This window comes from Enterococcus sp. AZ171 (assembly GCF_051714005.1).
GTDB lineage: Bacteria > Bacillota > Bacilli > Lactobacillales > Enterococcaceae > Enterococcus_B > Enterococcus_B pernyi.
The window spans coordinates 2972804-2989835 of sequence record NZ_JBIORA010000001.1; the positions used below are offsets into that span (position 1 = coordinate 2972804).

Annotated in this window: 12 protein-coding genes; 3 read left to right on the plus strand and 9 right to left on the minus strand. The window is 37.0% G+C overall.

The genetic code is table 11. The features are described from left to right. Positions 1 to 101 precede the first annotated feature (101 nt). The 3 genes from pplA (at position 102) to menA (ending at position 3348) form a co-directional block, all read left to right on the plus strand. Positions 102 to 1055, plus strand: a complete 954-nt coding sequence (pplA, locus tag IGJ49_RS14235) for an extracellular electron transfer flavoprotein PplA (protein WP_153830620.1) — start codon at positions 102 to 104, stop codon at positions 1053 to 1055. Between the two features lie 229 nt (positions 1056 to 1284). Beyond that, a complete protein-coding gene (locus IGJ49_RS14240; RefSeq protein WP_010733914.1) occupies positions 1285 to 2382 on the plus strand; it encodes an FAD:protein FMN transferase in 1098 nt (365 codons plus the stop codon). Positions 2383 to 2394: 12 nt separating this feature from the next. Continuing rightward, positions 2395 to 3348 (plus strand): 1,4-dihydroxy-2-naphthoate polyprenyltransferase, encoded by a 954-nt coding sequence (gene menA, locus IGJ49_RS14245; protein WP_010733913.1) that lies wholly within the window; start codon positions 2395 to 2397, stop codon positions 3346 to 3348. Positions 3349 to 3534: 186 nt separating this feature from the next. Here menA and IGJ49_RS14250 read toward each other — a convergent pair whose 3' ends face one another. The 9 genes from IGJ49_RS14250 to IGJ49_RS14290 form a co-directional block, all read right to left on the minus strand. Then, a complete protein-coding gene (locus IGJ49_RS14250) occupies positions 3535 to 4140 on the minus strand; it encodes a hypothetical protein (protein ID WP_023520571.1) in 606 nt (201 codons plus the stop codon). After that, positions 4141 to 5076, minus strand: a complete 936-nt coding sequence (locus tag IGJ49_RS14255) for a hypothetical protein (protein ID WP_010733911.1) — start codon at positions 5074 to 5076, stop codon at positions 4141 to 4143. A gap of 59 nt (positions 5077 to 5135) precedes the next feature. Continuing rightward, on the minus strand, positions 5136 to 7490 hold the full coding sequence (locus IGJ49_RS14260) for a lysozyme family protein (RefSeq protein ID WP_438724026.1): 2355 nt from the start codon (positions 7488 to 7490) through the stop codon (positions 5136 to 5138). Positions 7491 to 8258: 768 nt separating this feature from the next. Further along, positions 8259 to 10598 carry a VirB4-like conjugal transfer ATPase, CD1110 family gene (locus tag IGJ49_RS14265; RefSeq protein WP_438723920.1) on the minus strand — a complete coding sequence of 780 codons (2340 nt, stop codon included), beginning with the start codon at positions 10596 to 10598 and terminating at the stop codon, positions 8259 to 8261. Further along, a complete protein-coding gene (locus tag IGJ49_RS14270; RefSeq protein ID WP_023520574.1) occupies positions 10595 to 10945 on the minus strand; it encodes a PrgI family protein in 351 nt (116 codons plus the stop codon). The genes IGJ49_RS14265 and IGJ49_RS14270 overlap by 4 nt, the downstream gene beginning before the upstream one ends. A 9-nt stretch (positions 10946 to 10954) precedes the next feature. Further along, positions 10955 to 11779 (minus strand): hypothetical protein, encoded by an 825-nt coding sequence (locus tag IGJ49_RS14275; RefSeq protein WP_438723922.1) that lies wholly within the window; start codon positions 11777 to 11779, stop codon positions 10955 to 10957. A 34-nt stretch (positions 11780 to 11813) separates the two neighbouring features. Beyond that, positions 11814 to 12041, minus strand: a complete 228-nt coding sequence (locus tag IGJ49_RS14280) for a hypothetical protein (protein ID WP_023520576.1) — start codon at positions 12039 to 12041, stop codon at positions 11814 to 11816. A gap of 412 nt (positions 12042 to 12453) precedes the next feature. Beyond that, the gene (locus tag IGJ49_RS14285) at positions 12454 to 14145 is read right to left on the minus strand and encodes a VirD4-like conjugal transfer protein, CD1115 family (RefSeq protein ID WP_438723924.1); all 1692 of its coding nucleotides are present in this window, start codon (positions 14143 to 14145) and stop codon (positions 12454 to 12456) included. A gap of 59 nt (positions 14146 to 14204) precedes the next feature. Beyond that, a complete protein-coding gene (locus IGJ49_RS14290; RefSeq protein ID WP_438723926.1) occupies positions 14205 to 17015 on the minus strand; it encodes a hypothetical protein in 2811 nt (936 codons plus the stop codon). Positions 17016 to 17032 lie beyond the last annotated feature (17 nt).

The window sequence follows — 17032 nt, forward strand, 5'->3', positions numbered from 1 at the left end:
GTTATTTTTGTAAAACGGTTGACTTATTGATGATATCCATTAGAATGTATAATTAATCACAAGGAATTTGTGGACAAAAAATGAAATGGCGGGGTTAAAAAATGAAGAAAAATCGGTTTGTTACGGGGTTTGCTGTATTAGCATTCTCAACATTGATGCTAGGAGCTTGTGGATCAGATAACAATGATAGTTCAAGTAGTACATCTTCTTCTACTTCTACTGCACAATCTTCTACAACAGAAACTAGTACAACAGAAACTAGTACAACAGAATCAACTAAAGAAATCGTTGCTGGTGGAGAATTACAAGACGGTACATACAAGTTAGAAGAAAAAAACTACTCTAATGGTTACCGTTCAGTTTTTGAAATGGTCGTAAAAGACGGCAAGATCACTGAGTCTAATTATGACAATGTGAACGAAGATGGCAAATCTAAAATGGATGATGCTGAATACAACGAAAACATGAAAGCAAAAGCTGGTACAAATCCAGAAACATTCATTCCTGAATTAAATGAACAGTTGCTAAGCGCACAAAGCGCAAGTGGTGTAGAAGTTGTGACTGGTGCGACACATTCATCAGAAAGTTTCCAAAACTACGCACAACAATTGATCCAAGCGGCTCAAGCGGGTAACACTGAAACGATCGAAATCGATAATGGTGCAGAACTTAAAGACGGCACATACAAGTTAGAAGAGAAAAACTATTCAAATGGCTATCGTGTGCAATTTGAATTGACAGTTGCAGATGGCAAAGTCACTGAATCAAACTTTGATTACATCGATGCAGATGGCAAATCAAAACAAGATGATACAGAGTACAACGAAAAGATGAAAGAAAAATCTGGTACTGACCCTCAAACTTACATCCCAGAATTAAACGATGAACTTGTTTCAGCAATGGGCGAAGAAGATGGTTCTCCAGCAGATGTAGAAGTAGTAACTGGCGCAACTCACAGTGCACATTCATTCATCATGTATGCACAACAATTAGTCAATGCTGCTGAAAAAGGCGATACACAAACAATTGAAGTCGATAACATTGTGACAAAATAAACTTTGTCTAACAGAAGGCTCATCTGCCTTTACGATAATCCTTTTGGAGATGTGGCAACTGTCACATCTCTTTTTCTGTGCTATCCCTGCAAACGCCATATCCCCCGAAAAAAAGATGTTCATTCCTGCCAGATTATATTAGAATACAAAGCATGAACTTACTTTTGATTTCGCTTAGAGATTTCTCTTTATGCGGAACATGAAATAGATAAAAAGAAATGAGGAATAGATGTTGAAGAAACGATTACTTCCTTTTGTCTTGCTCTTGTGCCTACTGACCATTGCGGGTTGCAGCACAGATCAAACAACTGAAGGAAAACAAGAGAACAACACTTCACTGCTTTCTGACCCTTACACAGACGAACAATTTTTGCTTGGTACTTACGTTCGTATCCGTATCTACGATGAAGGGAAAGAAGACGTATTAAAACCTGCTTTTGACCGAGTCAAAGAGTTAGGCGATAAAATCACGATCAATCAAAGCGGCTCCGAAGTTGATGAAATCAATCAACAAGCAGGAATCAAACCAGTCAAAGTATCTGACGATGTGTACCGTTTATTAAAACGTGCGTATGAGTACAGCGAGGACTCTCATGGAGGCTTTGATATGGCAATCGGTCCAATCACACAATTATGGCGTATCGGCTTTGACGATGCACGTAAACCATCACAAGCAGAAATCGATGAAGCATTGAAGTTAGTGGATTATCATAAAGTCCAATTCAATGATGAAGAAAAGACTGTTTACTTGCAAGAAAAAGGCATGATCCTTGACCTAGGTGCCATTGCGAAAGGATTCATCACTGATGAAGTCGTCAAAGTCTTGAAAGACCATGATGTAACGACGGCGATCGTCGATCTAGGTGGGAATGTCTATGTTCTTGGACACAGTCCTAGAGGAGAAGATCAAGATTGGACAGTCGGTATCCAAGATCCGAATCTTGCCCGTGGAACGATCCTCGGCTCGATCAAAGAACGAAATAAAACATTGGTCACATCTGGAATCTATGAGCGCTACTTGGAAGTTGATGGCGTGAAATATCATCACTTGTTCGACCCTAAAACCGGCTATCCTTTTGACAACGACATCGCTGGTGTCACGATCATCACCGATCAATCCATTGATGGAGACGGACTATCTACTGCGGTCTTCGCCATGGGTGTCAAAGATGGCTTGGCGTACATCGAGGATAAACTGAATGATGGAACTGAGGCGATTTTTGTGACAAAAGATGATAAGGTCTATGTGACAGATCCAATCAAAGACACTTTCAAACTCGCTGAAGATTCAAAATATACTATGGGCGATCGTTCTGAATTAAACTAAGGAGTAACTGATATGACACTAAAAATCTTTTTAGAAGTAGTTGAACTACGTACGAAGGTCGCTAGTGTATTTCCTTTTGCGATAGGGGTTTTATTCTCTATCGCTTTTTTTCACGAAATACAGTGGCTGAACACTTTACTGTTTTTTATTGGTATGCTTGTCTTTGACTTAGCAACTACCGCAATCAATAACTATATGGATTATGAAAAAGCACATTCGGAAATTTATAAATACGAAGAGAACGTCATTGGACGGACTGGTATTTCACCAAAACTCGTACGAAACATGATTTTAGGGATGATTGCTTTTGTCTTAGTCATCGGTATATTACTGACATTGCGGACTGGTTGGTTATTGTTGCTGATGGGGATGATTTGTTGTTTTATTGGGATTTTTTATACTTTTGGTCCTATCCCTTTATCACGTATGCCATTAGGAGAGATTTTCAGCGGTTTTACCATGGGTTTAGGGATCTTTACGATGGTCATCTATATCAACACTCATCGCAGCGATCTATTTGATTTAACCCTGTCTTTAGCAACTGGCACCTTCAATTTATCTGGCAATATCTGGGCTGTAGCCGCCATCTTTCTGGCAGCACTCCCACTTGTTTTTACGATAGCCAATATTATGTTAGCGAATAATTTACGCGATTTGGAGCGAGATATTGAAAATCATCGGTACACGTTAGTTTTCTACATTGGTCGTCCCATCGGTATCATGCTTTTTCAACTTTTGATGTATGCGTGCTATCTGATTCTTTTAATAGGTCTGATCAGTGGTATTTTTCAATGGCCGATCCTTCTGGCTTTCTTGACTTTACCAAAAATATATCTTAATCTTCAGCTATTCAAAGAGAGTCTGCCGCAGCCTATCAGTTTTAGCTATTCAATCAAAAATATGATTTTGTTCAACAGTAGTTATGCACTTGGTTTATTCGCAACGATTCTTCTCAATCAACTATAGACATAAAAGTGCCTGGGACATTAGTCCTCTTGTACCACCTAAAACCGAATAAACGGCGAGAACAGAAGTAACCTCATCGGAAATAAGGCGCCATCCACAAAAATTTGAAAAACAATTTTCGTGGATGGCGCCTTATTTCTCGAGACTGAACACTTCTTTCCCGACCTCTTTCTCTAGATCTACAGACTATCTCGTTGGTAATGGTGTACCTTTTGCTAGTGGATTTCTTGTCAATCCCTGAGTTCTTAATGCATCATTGTGTAGTTTTGCTTGTCTATTCGCTCTATTCGTCATTGCGGATAGTCTTGGCTTTCCATCTGGAGTGCCGCCTTTTTCAGCTGAATTACTTCTAGATAGTAAGGGCTTTTCAGCTGAACTTCGTCCATGGGACATTGAGGCAGTCCCCTGTTCTCTGGTCAGATGGTCTCTACTGATAACAAGTTTCCGCTTAATAGAGTTCCAGGCTTTAGATAAAGTTCCCATATCTTTTGACTCTTTATCTATTAACTTTTCTCTTCTATCTGCACGATTTTGCTGATACGTTCTGTATTTTTGTCTCAAGAAATGCCAAGCTCTGGCTAGAATCCCTTTTTCTTTTAGATCTTTACTTTTTGGATTTTCTCGTGCTTCTTTACGTTTTTGTCGAAATACCTGAACTTTTCGATATACTTTCATTCCTAATTGAACAACTTTTTTTATGAATCTATAGAGCCAAATTGGTCCTCTTTGAAAGATTCTTTTAAAAATATTTTCGAGCTTATCGATTTCTGGATCTTTATCTACGTTATTCATTTAGGTCACATCTCTTTCTGTTATAATAACTGTATTGCCCTCTTCATCTGTGGTTTCTTGTGTTCTTGAGGTGTCTGAACGACTCGTCCCATCTTGTGTCATTTGTACAGATTCATACGGCTTTTCAAATAGAGTGTTCCATTGGAAGCTTCCTTCATTTCCAAGCAGCCTGTATTGATTCGCTTCTTCAGTGATTCTAAAAGTGATTGTTTTTTGTAGATTCCCACTGTCTGTTCGATTGACGACAAAGTTGGCACCTTCATGATCGGTATCAAATGAAACAATTCGATACTCAAATGTTACTTCTTCATCTGATCTTCCTTCTTCAATTTTTTTCTGAGTAAATTTGTCTTCTCCAAACTCTAATGTAAAGGAACGACTATTGTTCGTATTTTCCCATGTTCCTTGCATCAAGATATCCATCCACATTTGTGAAACCGCTCGTTGTGCGGCTTCAACCTGCTCAGAAATTTCTGCTTCTAACTGGGCTTTTACTTCTTCTGTAGGATAAAGATACACATCTTCCCCATCATCTTCTCGATATAAGATCGTGTTTCCCATCTTAGTTTGTAAGGCAAATTCTTTGGTTTGCTTCTTATCGTTTTCTAAAACTACCTGACCACTTGTATTTAAATAATAGGTCCCTGACTCAAACCAATCACTGGAGACTTTATAGGTTCCATCAGTTGCTAATACGATTTCTGTATCATCTGGTAGATTAGAATACCAGGTGCCACTGTAGATCGTTGCGTTAAAACGATCTCTTGACTCTGTTGTTGCTTGTTCTTCTGTCGTTGAGTCTGTTGATTTACCTGTATTTTCTTGTGCAGTATTCATTAATGAATACCCTACGAGTCCAGCAACCACAGCAACAAACAATCCAAGTCCGATAATTATTTTTTTACCTGACTCTGTTTCTAAAAAATTTTTTAACATACTTCCTCCTTTCAAGATATCCTCTAAACCATCTGTCAATTATTTTCAGTGTTATCTTCTTATGGCAGGCCATATCCTGAAATAACATTACTTCCAATGGCGTAAGTTCTTCTTCTTACTAGATTGTCAGAGTTACCTTCGATGACCTGAATAATATTTCCGCCAGAATATTCAACGATTCCTACATGATCTTTTCCTGTTCTTCCACCAGTCCAGTCAAAAAATATAAGATCACCAGATTGAGGAACATAATTTTCATCATATGTTTTGAACTTATCATTCGCCTCAAACCATTCTTTCATATCAAGAACATTTGCTGTATTCAATACTCGTCCTTGTTCCAAGTATCCCGCTTCATTCGCTATCCACGAAACAAATACAGCTGACCACTCCATTCGATTGTTGAATCCAGCCCATCGCCAATACTTCTCACCATTCGGGTTACCAAGTTCTCTTCTAGCAAGCTCAGCTAATCTGCCTGTATCTGCCATGATATTTCTTGTGACCATGGCGGTATAAAACATATTGCCAAAGATGTATCGCCAGTTATAGCCCAATCCTTGCGCGACGATATGATTGAACGGAATGGTTTGATTGTTACTTTTCATTTGCGCATACAAGCGCGCATCTTCAAAGGAATAAGGCGCATTTCGTTTGATCAGATCATCAAGATATGCTTCGCCATAATTATAGGCTTGAACCGCTGCCAGACCATTCAGATTATTGCTTTGTGCTTTTTTGAGCAGATAAGCAAAATATTCGACGCCTTTTTCAATCGATTCCTCTGGCGTAGTGATTCGGTCTGGAGATGATAGTGCCAGTTGCGCATTCATGATATCTGGCTGAATGGCTTCATTTCCACCAGATTCTACCCATATCATGGATAAAATGGCATTAGTAAATGCTTCAATGCCATGTTTGCTCGTTTGTTCCGCAACTCTGTTTTGCCATTTAGTAACTGCTAATGGGGGATTGATCAGATTCCCATGTAACCCGCCACCATTACGCATATAGGCTAAGTTGGTATCCGTACTAAAGACTAAATTATTGATGTAGATCGCTGGATAAACATCAGGATCTTTATGCCAGAAGCGATATTCTTTCATTGCAACTAATAAATTCCCATCAAACTGATTTCTTGTATAGCCAATCAAATCACCTGCTTCTAAGGTTCTGCCTGGCCTCACTACTGGATCAATATTGACATAATACGCATAATATAGACCTGTATCCGTTTCTATTGCTGTCGTTACAGGCGCTGAACCATCTGTATGACCAGCCTGATAACTATAGTTGATACTTTCCACTGTTTCAAAGGTGGTGGCATAAACAGGTGTTCCAGGTTCTGCTTCCAAAGCGATTTCGTAATGTTGGGTATTGGGATTACGTCGACGATAGCCAAAATTATCCACCACGTTTGCGTAGTTCATCTTACCAAATGGATTAGCCATGAAAATTTTATCTTCAAAGCGATCTTTCTCCATGATTGGGTAATATTTATCTACTTCATCTTCATCAAAAGCAATGACTCGTCCATAGTAATCATCATCCCTTGAATAACGCCTAGCCACATAGACTCCTACTTCAGGATCCGAGTCAAACATTTCACCAATTGTTTGGACATTGATTTTGACGGTAGCAACATTTTTTTTCTCACGTTTTACTTCTGTATGCTCTTCACCTGTTTCTTTATCCACCGTTATCACAACAGTTTCAACTTCTTTGTCTTTTTCAATGACGGTCGTGTAGTTGTAGACCATGTCATGTAATGCATGGATTTCATCTTTTACAGTGAATACTTTGATAGGTTCAGGTGATAATGGGTGTGGTGCGTCATGAAAAACAGCATATGTGTTATCCCTCGATGACCATGGAATCCAGACACCTGTTTTTTCAGCCACTCTTTTTCGATAGGTAACAATGGCAGTATTATCGATATCATAATCTTCAAACTTTGCATTTAAGTAGTAGATATAGTTATCTCCATTGGATACATACATAAATTGCTCTGGATCAGATTCTATCCCGTTTACTTCAAAATAGACCTCATCATGCTCCGGATCATCAACTAGTCGATTGTACGTATCATATACCTCTTTGTTTTTATAAGTATCTAACCACGTGACATAGTTGTATGCTTCGGTAATCATCATCGACTCTGTTTTTACGACAAATAAACTTAAAATCGTTGTCCAAAAAGAAACGAAGATCGAAATGATCGCAATGACCACTGCAACAATCAAGATGATTACGATCAATTTCAATAAGATAGGTAACTTTAGAATAATAAGCATGGTGATAAGCATACCAACTAAATTCAAATTACCCTCTTCATCTCGCCCAACCTTATCGATAATTAAGTCTTTGATTTTATTTTTAAAAGGATTTTTAGGCGAAATTTGATCTTTCAACATATTATCTAATTTGGCCCGCATATTCCTTTTAGCTGCAACCTTCTTTTTTCCTTCTTTTCGCTTATTGTTTCTTTTCTTTTTTTCAAGCTGTTCATTTTTAGAAAGATGCAAAGCTCTTTTTTGATTTTTATGACGTAAATTTGTTGTGTTAGTGCTAATTTTTTCTTGTTGTCCTTGTTGCTTTTCTAGTTTTACTTTACTGATATATCCTTTGTAAGTGTTACTTTTTTTTCGTTGGTTACGAATTTTTTCCTGACGTTTTTTTCTATTCAAAAATACTTGAGTATTCGTTTTTTCGTTTTTTTGTTCTGTGTCGTTATTAGTCACAGGAGCAGAAGCGATGGTTGTATCGACTTTATTAGGGCGCATCATTAAATCATGTTGCTGTTGCTTTAGTTCATCTCTTCGACTTTCTCGAATTCTTTGTCGTCGACTAATGCTCTGAGTGTTGACCGGTTGGCTTTTATTCGTGCTATCTAAAGGTTCCTGATTCACATTATTTTTATCGTTTTTGCTTTGTTTTCTCTGAAAAATTATTTGCTGGGATTTTCTTTTGATACGAGGATTGTTCCCCTTCAATAACTTCAACAGTTTTTTTCTTCGAGAAGTACTAATAGAATTATCTTTTTTTAAAGATAGTTTGCTACTTCTTACTACCATTTTTTTATTATTTGTACTAGTAGTTGTAGCATTCTTACCTGCCCTGTTCTTGTCTAAAATTTTTGAATCAGCCACTTTCCTGTTTCCTTTCCCGTATCCGTATACCTATCAAGTTTCTCCAGGTTTTGTTGACATCATCTTATAGAGCTGTGTATCTTTAGGGAAATGATCATAAAAGGGCAACGTTGTATCCCCAAACACCATAAGACCATACCCTTCTGGAGAGTTCACTACGTATTTTTCTTGTTCTTCTGAAATATCAAACAGTCTAACTAACTGTGTACGGTCTGATTTTGCTTGATTCAACATCATGATAAAATCGCTATTTGATAACATCCGTCGAGCTAAATCCGACAATAGTAAGGTTTCAACGTTCTGGGTAATGCCAGTCGGGATCGCTCCCCATTTTCGTGCACGACTCCACAGCTCAAAGAAGTAATTCTCAGAATATTCATTCGTAAACAAAAGCTGCATTTCATCAATATACAACCACGTGCGAACACCTCGTTCACGGTTAGTCGTGATGCGATTCCATACTTGGTCTAAAACAATTAGCATCCCCATCGTTTTCAATTGTTTTCCTAGATCCTTAATATCATAAATCACTAAACGTTTGGTAATGTCGACATTCGTCTCTGCAGAGAAGACCGACAAACTTCCTTCGATATAGATTTCTAGATCCATTACCAATTGCTTGGCTTCTTCTTCTTGTTCTTTTAAAATATTATAAAAGTCAATGAATGTTGGTGTACGGTCATTCAACACTTCATACGTTCGACGACAAACACGGTCAATCAACGTTTTTTGTGCCGAACTTAGCCCCAATGCCCCACCAATAATCAGATCAAATAACGAAATCAAAAACTCTGATTTTAACACGACCGGATCAGTATCATCTCCGTAGTTCTCATTGATATCCATTGGATTGATCGTTGTCGGTGAATCACTAGAGATTTTGATGATCTCACCATTGAAATTTTGTCCAATGACAGAATATTCACGCTCAGGATCAATAATGATGACTTCATCATCTGCATCGCGTAGCAGTACATTAACGATTTCGCGTTTGACTGAGAAACTTTTACCAGAACCTGGTGTTCCTAGAACAAATCCATTTGGTGCTTTTAATAATTTTCGATCGAGAGAAAGAATATTTTTTGAGATCGCATTGACACCATAATACTTCCCATTTTCTTGAATCAAATCCGAAATCGTGAATGGGATAAAAATGGCGGTACTGGCTGTTGAAAGTGTTCGATCTAATGGAATCGCATTGATTCCTAACGGTAATGTCGCATTTAAGCCATTTTCTTGCATGAACTCCAATTCAATGAGTTTAAATCCAAAGCGACGAGACACTGAGTTTATTTCATCATGGACTTCAGCCAATTTTTCTTTCGTTGGTGAATGGAAATAGACAGATCCTGTTATCGCGTATAATTTTTGTCCCCTATTTTGGAGATCATCCACCAAACCTTTAGCCTCTGTTAGTGAGTAAGAGAGTTCATAAGAGAGCATCTCAAAGTCATACCCACTTTGTAACGCCTTCTTCTGCTCATCCACTTTTTGTTGTTCCATAAAAGCCAATTTTGTCTTCACTAAATCAAAGGCTTCATCTTGATCCATTGGTTCAATATGTAAAGATACAACAATTTCACGAGGGATTTCTAACATTTCAAAAAGAAACGTATCTGATAATTCAGAAGGGTATTCTTGTAAATATAATGTTTTTGCATAGTGATCATCGACTTTTACGTAGTTTTTGTTTTCTTTAAATTCCATGACTTCAGGTAGTACCTCATCGACTTCTGTTTTAACCGTCTTGTCATTCGTTAATAAGATTTCGGAAATCATATGTAATAATTTTATTTTTTCTACCTTTTTTGCTTGACTGCCTAAGCGACTAGCAAACATTTCAAAACGATCTGCTACCATCTCTAATTCTTTTTGCGCAATCTCTAACGTAGGATGTTTCTGTACAAAAGTAAATAAGATCGTTTTTTTGAAACCATTTTTTTCTTCATCTAATTTCCTTGAAATGACTTGATTCATTTCCTCACGATATGAATCGAGGAAATCATTTTTTGCCTTGTAATAAAGAACCGATTGCAAATCAGCAAGCGGTCGTTTCTTTTTATAGACAGTTAATTGCAACTTTGTTTTACTACTCAATGAATTTAAAAAGTCGCAGTATTGAGAGAAAATTTCAATTTGATGATCGTCAGAAGATAATTGATAATTGATATCTTGTAACTCAAGCGTCAATGAATAGGTAAATTCATCGATTTTACAAATACCACTTTCATAAATCTCTTCAAATCTAAACGTATCTCTGAAAGGATCAATCTCCTCTTTCTTCTTCGATTTAGGTTTGCTAATAAATTCTTTTTCCTCATCTTTTGGTTTTTTAGTTGGTTTTAACGCTTTGAGCGCTTTTAACTTCATCATGTTTCTTGCCCGCCTACATCTTCAATTTCTTTATTCATTTCTTCCTTAGGCTTCTTTTTTCGTGTCCCTGGTGCCACGTGGTATTTGAAAAATTGTTTAAGATAGATATCAAATGTCAAGCCATTTCTTTTAAACCAGCCAAATGAAACGATTGGAATAGATGAAAGAATCATCAACCAACTTGTGATTTCCATAGGAATCTTTAATCCTGCAATGAAAATCAAACTGATCAAGACATTTACTCCAGCTGCAATAGCTAAACAAAGCAGCTGCTTTAAATTCATTCCCGCAATTACCTTTTCTTTATATTCTTTAATATCCTTTGGTATCTTTACCTCAACTGCCATAGTTCCTCCTTACGATGCTGACATCAATGTTTTTTCCCATCCTTTAGTTTTATTTACAGAAAGTAATAAAGCAATCATGTAAACTGTCAAACCTAAAATAATTCCAAAAATACCTGAACCAACTTCTTCCATAATACGATGGAAGATCGTCGGATAAATCACCAGTACTAACGCGATGAATGTGCCCTGCAGACCGAGGGCAGCGAAATTCTTGAAGAACCCCTTGCTCATCACTGAAAACTCTTGGCTTGGTAAGGCACTCATCGGAATTGGTGCCATTGCACAAAATATATACATCTCCAAAAAACGAAGATAAATAGTTACTTGAACCAATACGCGAACAACAAGGGATGCTAAAAACAGGATACACATCACGAGTAGTACAACTAATTGTGACCACCAACTTAGTTGAGAGACCGCCTGTCTCACTGCATCAGCTGTATCTCTTACAGCTGATGCATTTCCAACCGTTAAAATCCTAGTGGTTAAATTGCCAGCAATGATAACCATACCATCTAAAATGTCTTGAATTCTTAAAATAACTATGTAACAAATGACGAATTTGATCAATGCTTTGATAATCATCTCAAATCCTAACATGGGAGCTCCACCTGCACCTTCAACTTTCGTTGAGATTTTTTGAAACTCTAATAGAATAAAAATTGCTAGAATGGATAAAGCAAGTGGCCCAACTACGTGTTGCTGTAGTCGTTCCACTAAACTGTAGGCATCATATATGTAACTTCGTAAATCCATTCCTAAAATATTTTTTAGATCGTCCCCATTAAGAAATGTCATGATTTGATCAAAGATGGTCATAATTGCAGATTCCATATACTATACTCCTACTCTTCTTTTTGCGTAACGATTATGGTAAAAACGAACCAATATCAAATGAAGTAGCAAACCAACCTGCAGCGACTAGAATCAATCCACCACCAACAATCTGCCAAATCCCTTGTTGTAATTGAGGGCCATTTTTATCTTTTAACGCACCAGCTAGGATAATTGTTCCCCAAATCAACCATAGTCCACCACCAATTAATGTAAACTGTGAAACTAATCCAAATACTTGTTCTAATAATTGTGCATTCATAATTTTGCTAATCTCCTTTTTTATAATAATAATTTTTTATCTTATTTCATAAATTTAGTATATGCGAAATTCTGTGTTTACTTGTATCAGTTATTTCTTTCATTAGAAATTTTAGAATAATTACGACCATTACTTTAGGAGATAAACTGGATAATCGCCTATTATCAAATGAATCTTATTTTTAGGATTAGAACCATCATTTACAATTAACCTTCGATAATAAACCGATTATATGTTATTCTTACTGGCTATTTTTATATTGCTTCAACCTACGATGAATGAAATGGCCAAATTTCACTGTTCTTTTCAGTGAACCAGCCTTTTTTAGCTAATAAAAAGCACCACATTCTCAGTCTATCATTCGAATGAAGGTGCTTTCTATTTATTATGAGTGATTCATTGATCGAACTAGTTAAGCAGATAGATTTCGTTGATACATATAGGAATCCGTCACATCGCCTAACTTCTTATAGTTTTTATGTTTCACAATATCATATTTCTTTGATAAAAATGGATGGACTCCGCGAATTTTTAAGATACATTCCTGTCCTTTGAGACTTGCTACTTCATCGGGGTCCATCAAGTTCCTTCCTAATTTCTGGAAGTTCTCACTAAAAGAACCATTGCTTCCTTTGGTGACGCTTGTATTTCTTTGTTCAATCGTTTGTTTCCCTAGCAATTTTGAGATATATTCGTGCGTACTTTGTTCCATTCCGCCTAAATATAAAAAGACATCACTGGTCCCAATAATCGTTTCCCACGTATCTTTATACAAAGTTTTTAACTGACTGATATTTTGTAAAATGACATTTGTGGAGATTTCACGGCTTCGAATAACCGAAATCACTTTTTCAAAATCAGGAATTTGTCCAATATTGGCAAACTCATCTAGGATACAACGGACATGACAAGGTAATCGTCCCTTATAAACGTTATCTGCTTTATAAACTAACATGTCAAACAATTGCTGATACATCATACTCGCTAAAAAGTTGAAACTGGTATCTGTATCAGGCAATAAAATATAGAGAATCGTTTTGACATCACCAACTGTATCTAACTCAAGTGTATCTTGCGAAACGAGTTCCTTGATACTTGGAATATCAAATGGTGACAACCGCACGCCTAGACTGACTAAAATACTTTTTGTCGTTTTATCACCAGAAAGTTTAAAAATCTTGTACTGTGATACCGCAAAGTTTGTCGGATCTTTTTGTTCTAACTCATTGAATAAAATATCTAGTGGGCTGACATAGCCAGGCACATCTTCTTCAATATCTGCTAAACGGACTAATTCAATCACGTTTCCTAACGTCCGATCTTCTGCGGTTACTTCTTGAATCAAATAGCTAAAAATAGCCATCAATAGGGCTGTTTCAGCTTTTTCCCAAAAATCGTCTCCGCCTTTTTTATCCGGGTTCGTCGTATTTTTGATGAGATTGTTCACGATTTTCAAGATATCATCCTCAGTTTGAATATATTGAAACGGGTTGTACTGATGCGTATCTCTTCGGTTGATCAAGTCAAAAATCTTGATTTGATAACCCGCTTCTTCAAACATTTTGCCTGTTTCAGCTAATAATAAGCCTTTAGAATCACTGACGACATAAGAGGAATGCATTTGCATCAAGTTAGGTTTTACATAAAATCGCGTCTTACCACTACCGGCTCCTCCCACCACAACGACATTTTTATTTCGGTTGAAATTATCGTTTCGTGTAATCTTCATACGTCCTGATAATGATAAGCTTTCACTCTTCGTCAACAAGATATTGAAATCTTTTTTCTTATCAAGAAATGCACGGATGTCGCTGTACTTTCCCCATCGTGCACTTCCATATTCTTCATTAGGGCGGGTATTCTTCTCATCAAACGTCTTATATAAGATAAAAAGTACATAGGAAATAGCAACAACCGCTGCTATCCCTAATGATATCGGTTCATAAGAAAATTGCGGAGCAAATCTAGAAAGTTCTTCAAATGTTCGGTTGAATGTCGTTAGTAAATTATCTGCAAATGATAAATTCCCCGTATTCTCTGCTAAAAATAAATAACCAATACGATTACTCACATAAAGCAGAATACCAATTACTAACACATGCACTACCATAAGCTGCCGGGAATTTTTCAAATTTTTTATTTCCTTTCAGTCAAAGTTATTTTTTATAATTGTGTCGTTATAGTTTTCTTATTATTTTGAATTTGAACCTGCGTTTGCTGACTACGTGCTCGGTTATTTCGCTCATTTGATAATTGCAATGAGTTTCTTCTTAATGACTCAAAGCTTGCTTGTCGTCCGATGTCTGGACCCGTACCGGAAAAACTTGCGCGACGTTCGATTAGCTGATTTCCTCTGTTTGTCAATGCGACTGGTTCTTTCGAGCCAGAGGGTGTTGGTTCTACCTTCGTTTGCGATGTACTTAGCTGAGGTTGTGTACTATCTCTTGGTTTCATCTCAATGACTTTCGATTCTTTCGCCGTCTCAGTGGTTCGTTCAGATATTTCTGTCGTTTTTTGTTGCTCATTGGTCAGGGCTTGCTCAGGTGCTTTCGCTTTTTCATCAAGACCAGCGATCGCAGATACTTTCTCTCTAAATTCTTTTGAATCTAAAGATTGACACTTCCCTAACTCTTGGCCTTCTAAAATTTTTTCGTTAACTTTTTTTTCAAATGCCAAATCCTCTCTTTTGGCTACACGACTTTCAATTCGTTTGAACACAAACTTGTCTAATAATTGGATACCGATTCCAATACTGACACCAATCAAAGCCACGGCACCTAACTGCATCAAGAATGGCGCAGCCATAGAGGTTGCAAGCATCGGCACTAGCGCAGATAGGGCAAACATTCCACCTATCCCTAGAGCCAGTGGTACAGCCAACATGATAAATAAGGATAATTTATTTTTCATCACATAATCAAACATCCGCTTCGGCGCATGACGGACTGTTTCCCACGCACGTTTGGCTCTTGACTGTTTTTCTTCTATTTCAGCTATGTTTGCACCTTCTTTGGTTGGTGCTTCCATCGCTACAACTTTGCCTTTGAGATCCTTAGAAGCTAATCTTTCTTTTGTTACTTCAGATTTCTCTATTCCTTCTACCAATTTCTCATTTACTGGAGTTGCATCTTTCATTTGTTCCGCTGGCTGTTTTTGTTTTCCAAAAGTCAATTTTTCGCGTACTTTCGACAATCCACGAGCAATTGGACCAAATACTCTTGGGAACTTCTGTACTAACTTATTGAATACTTGCGGAATTTTCTTTTTCGCATAAATAATTGCTTTTGAACCAAAAAAACTGGCAGTGACAAAACCAACTGCAGCATTCACAAACTGTTGCCCAAAAATAGTCATAGCTGTAGATGGTAATATGGAACCCACCCATGACATACCTAATGGTAACATGGCAATCGGCCATAGATTCAACAACCATCTAGCTGCACGGATTTTTCGGGAATTTCTGAAAAATGATTGTTTTAATTTTGAATGATCTAATTCACTCAACTTTTTCGTTTGTTCTTTTATTCCACGAGTTTCTTCTTGTAAGCCTTTGATATCTTTATCCATCTGTTTTACACTTTCAGTAGATAAATCTTTGGTCAATTTTTGCAGTTTTTCAGGATCAGCCAAAACCGCTTTAAGTTCCTTTAAAAACTGCACATCCTCGGTCGTATTGCTCTGTTTGATCCGCTTTAATAAGTCATCAGTATTCTTGTTTTTAGCTTCGATCAACTCTACTTTTGCTTGAAGATTTTCGACATACGCTTTGATAAGCTCTGCTTTTTTACTTTCAAGATTTTCGCTTACAACAGATTCTTTTTTAGGTTCTTCCACTATTGGTTTCTGTAGCTTCGTTTTTTCTGGCGCCTCGTTCACAATCACATTGACCTCTATCGGAGGCGGGTTTTTTTCAACAGTAGCACTATCGACTTCATCTTTTTTTGGTTCTTCCGCAATCACTGGAGTTGGCTCGCGTTCAATCGTAGGTGTAACAACAGTCGCCTCACGATCAGCCTTACTTAGGACAACTGCTTCCTTTGCTTGCTCCGCTTTCACTTCTATCGAACGAACGATTTCTATTTCAACCTTATCGGTATAATCAATCAAGCCTTTTGTTTCAGCAATTTCATTTTGATATCCTTCTTTTATTGCACTAATTGCTTGAAATTTTGACATTAACACTTCGTCTGAATCATTTTTATTTACTGTAAATTCAGAAAAAGAATTGGAACGTCGCAAAGGTTCTAGTTGATCTGTGTCTACCGCAACTTTCTCTATCTTATCCTTTAATTCTTTTTGGACGATCTCAATTTTTTTAACTTTCTCTTCCGCTAATTGGACCTTTTGTTCAAGGACTGTCTTTTTACTTTTCTTTATTTTTCCAATTTCAGCCCTTAACTTATTGACCTCATCTTCTTTTGCTACTAGTCCTACTCTATGGGCGGTCAATTCTTTTTTAAATTCGTCTTTTTTGATCAATGCGAGAACGATTGCTGAATCAACTTGCTGGTCTTTTGTATTTATTTTTAAAACACTTTGACCACTTCCATATTTGTCTAATTCTTTTTGATGACTTTCCAGAGTCGTTTGAACTTTTTTTAACCCCGCGTGTTTTCCGGCATACTCATCGTCGATAGCCTGTTGCTCAGAAAAGCTGATGGCTCCAATCCCCTTGATGGTCGCTATGTCTCGTTGTAGACGAATAATTTCTAATTGGTAATCAAGGATTTTAAGCTCTTTGGTAATATTTTCTTTCTTATCACGGATTAACTCATTATGCGTCGTATCAAAATTTATGTCTTTGCTTTCATTTCTGATTTTTTCATCAATTGGAGATCCAATGATTCTGTTGATGATTGCTTCATTTTTATATGAAAATATAGATAGAAATGATTCATTGATATTACTTTTATTATTTTCTTTAAGCTTGTCTTCTCTAAGCATCTTTTCTTTAGATATATCTTCTATAGACATCCATCACTCACTCCTCT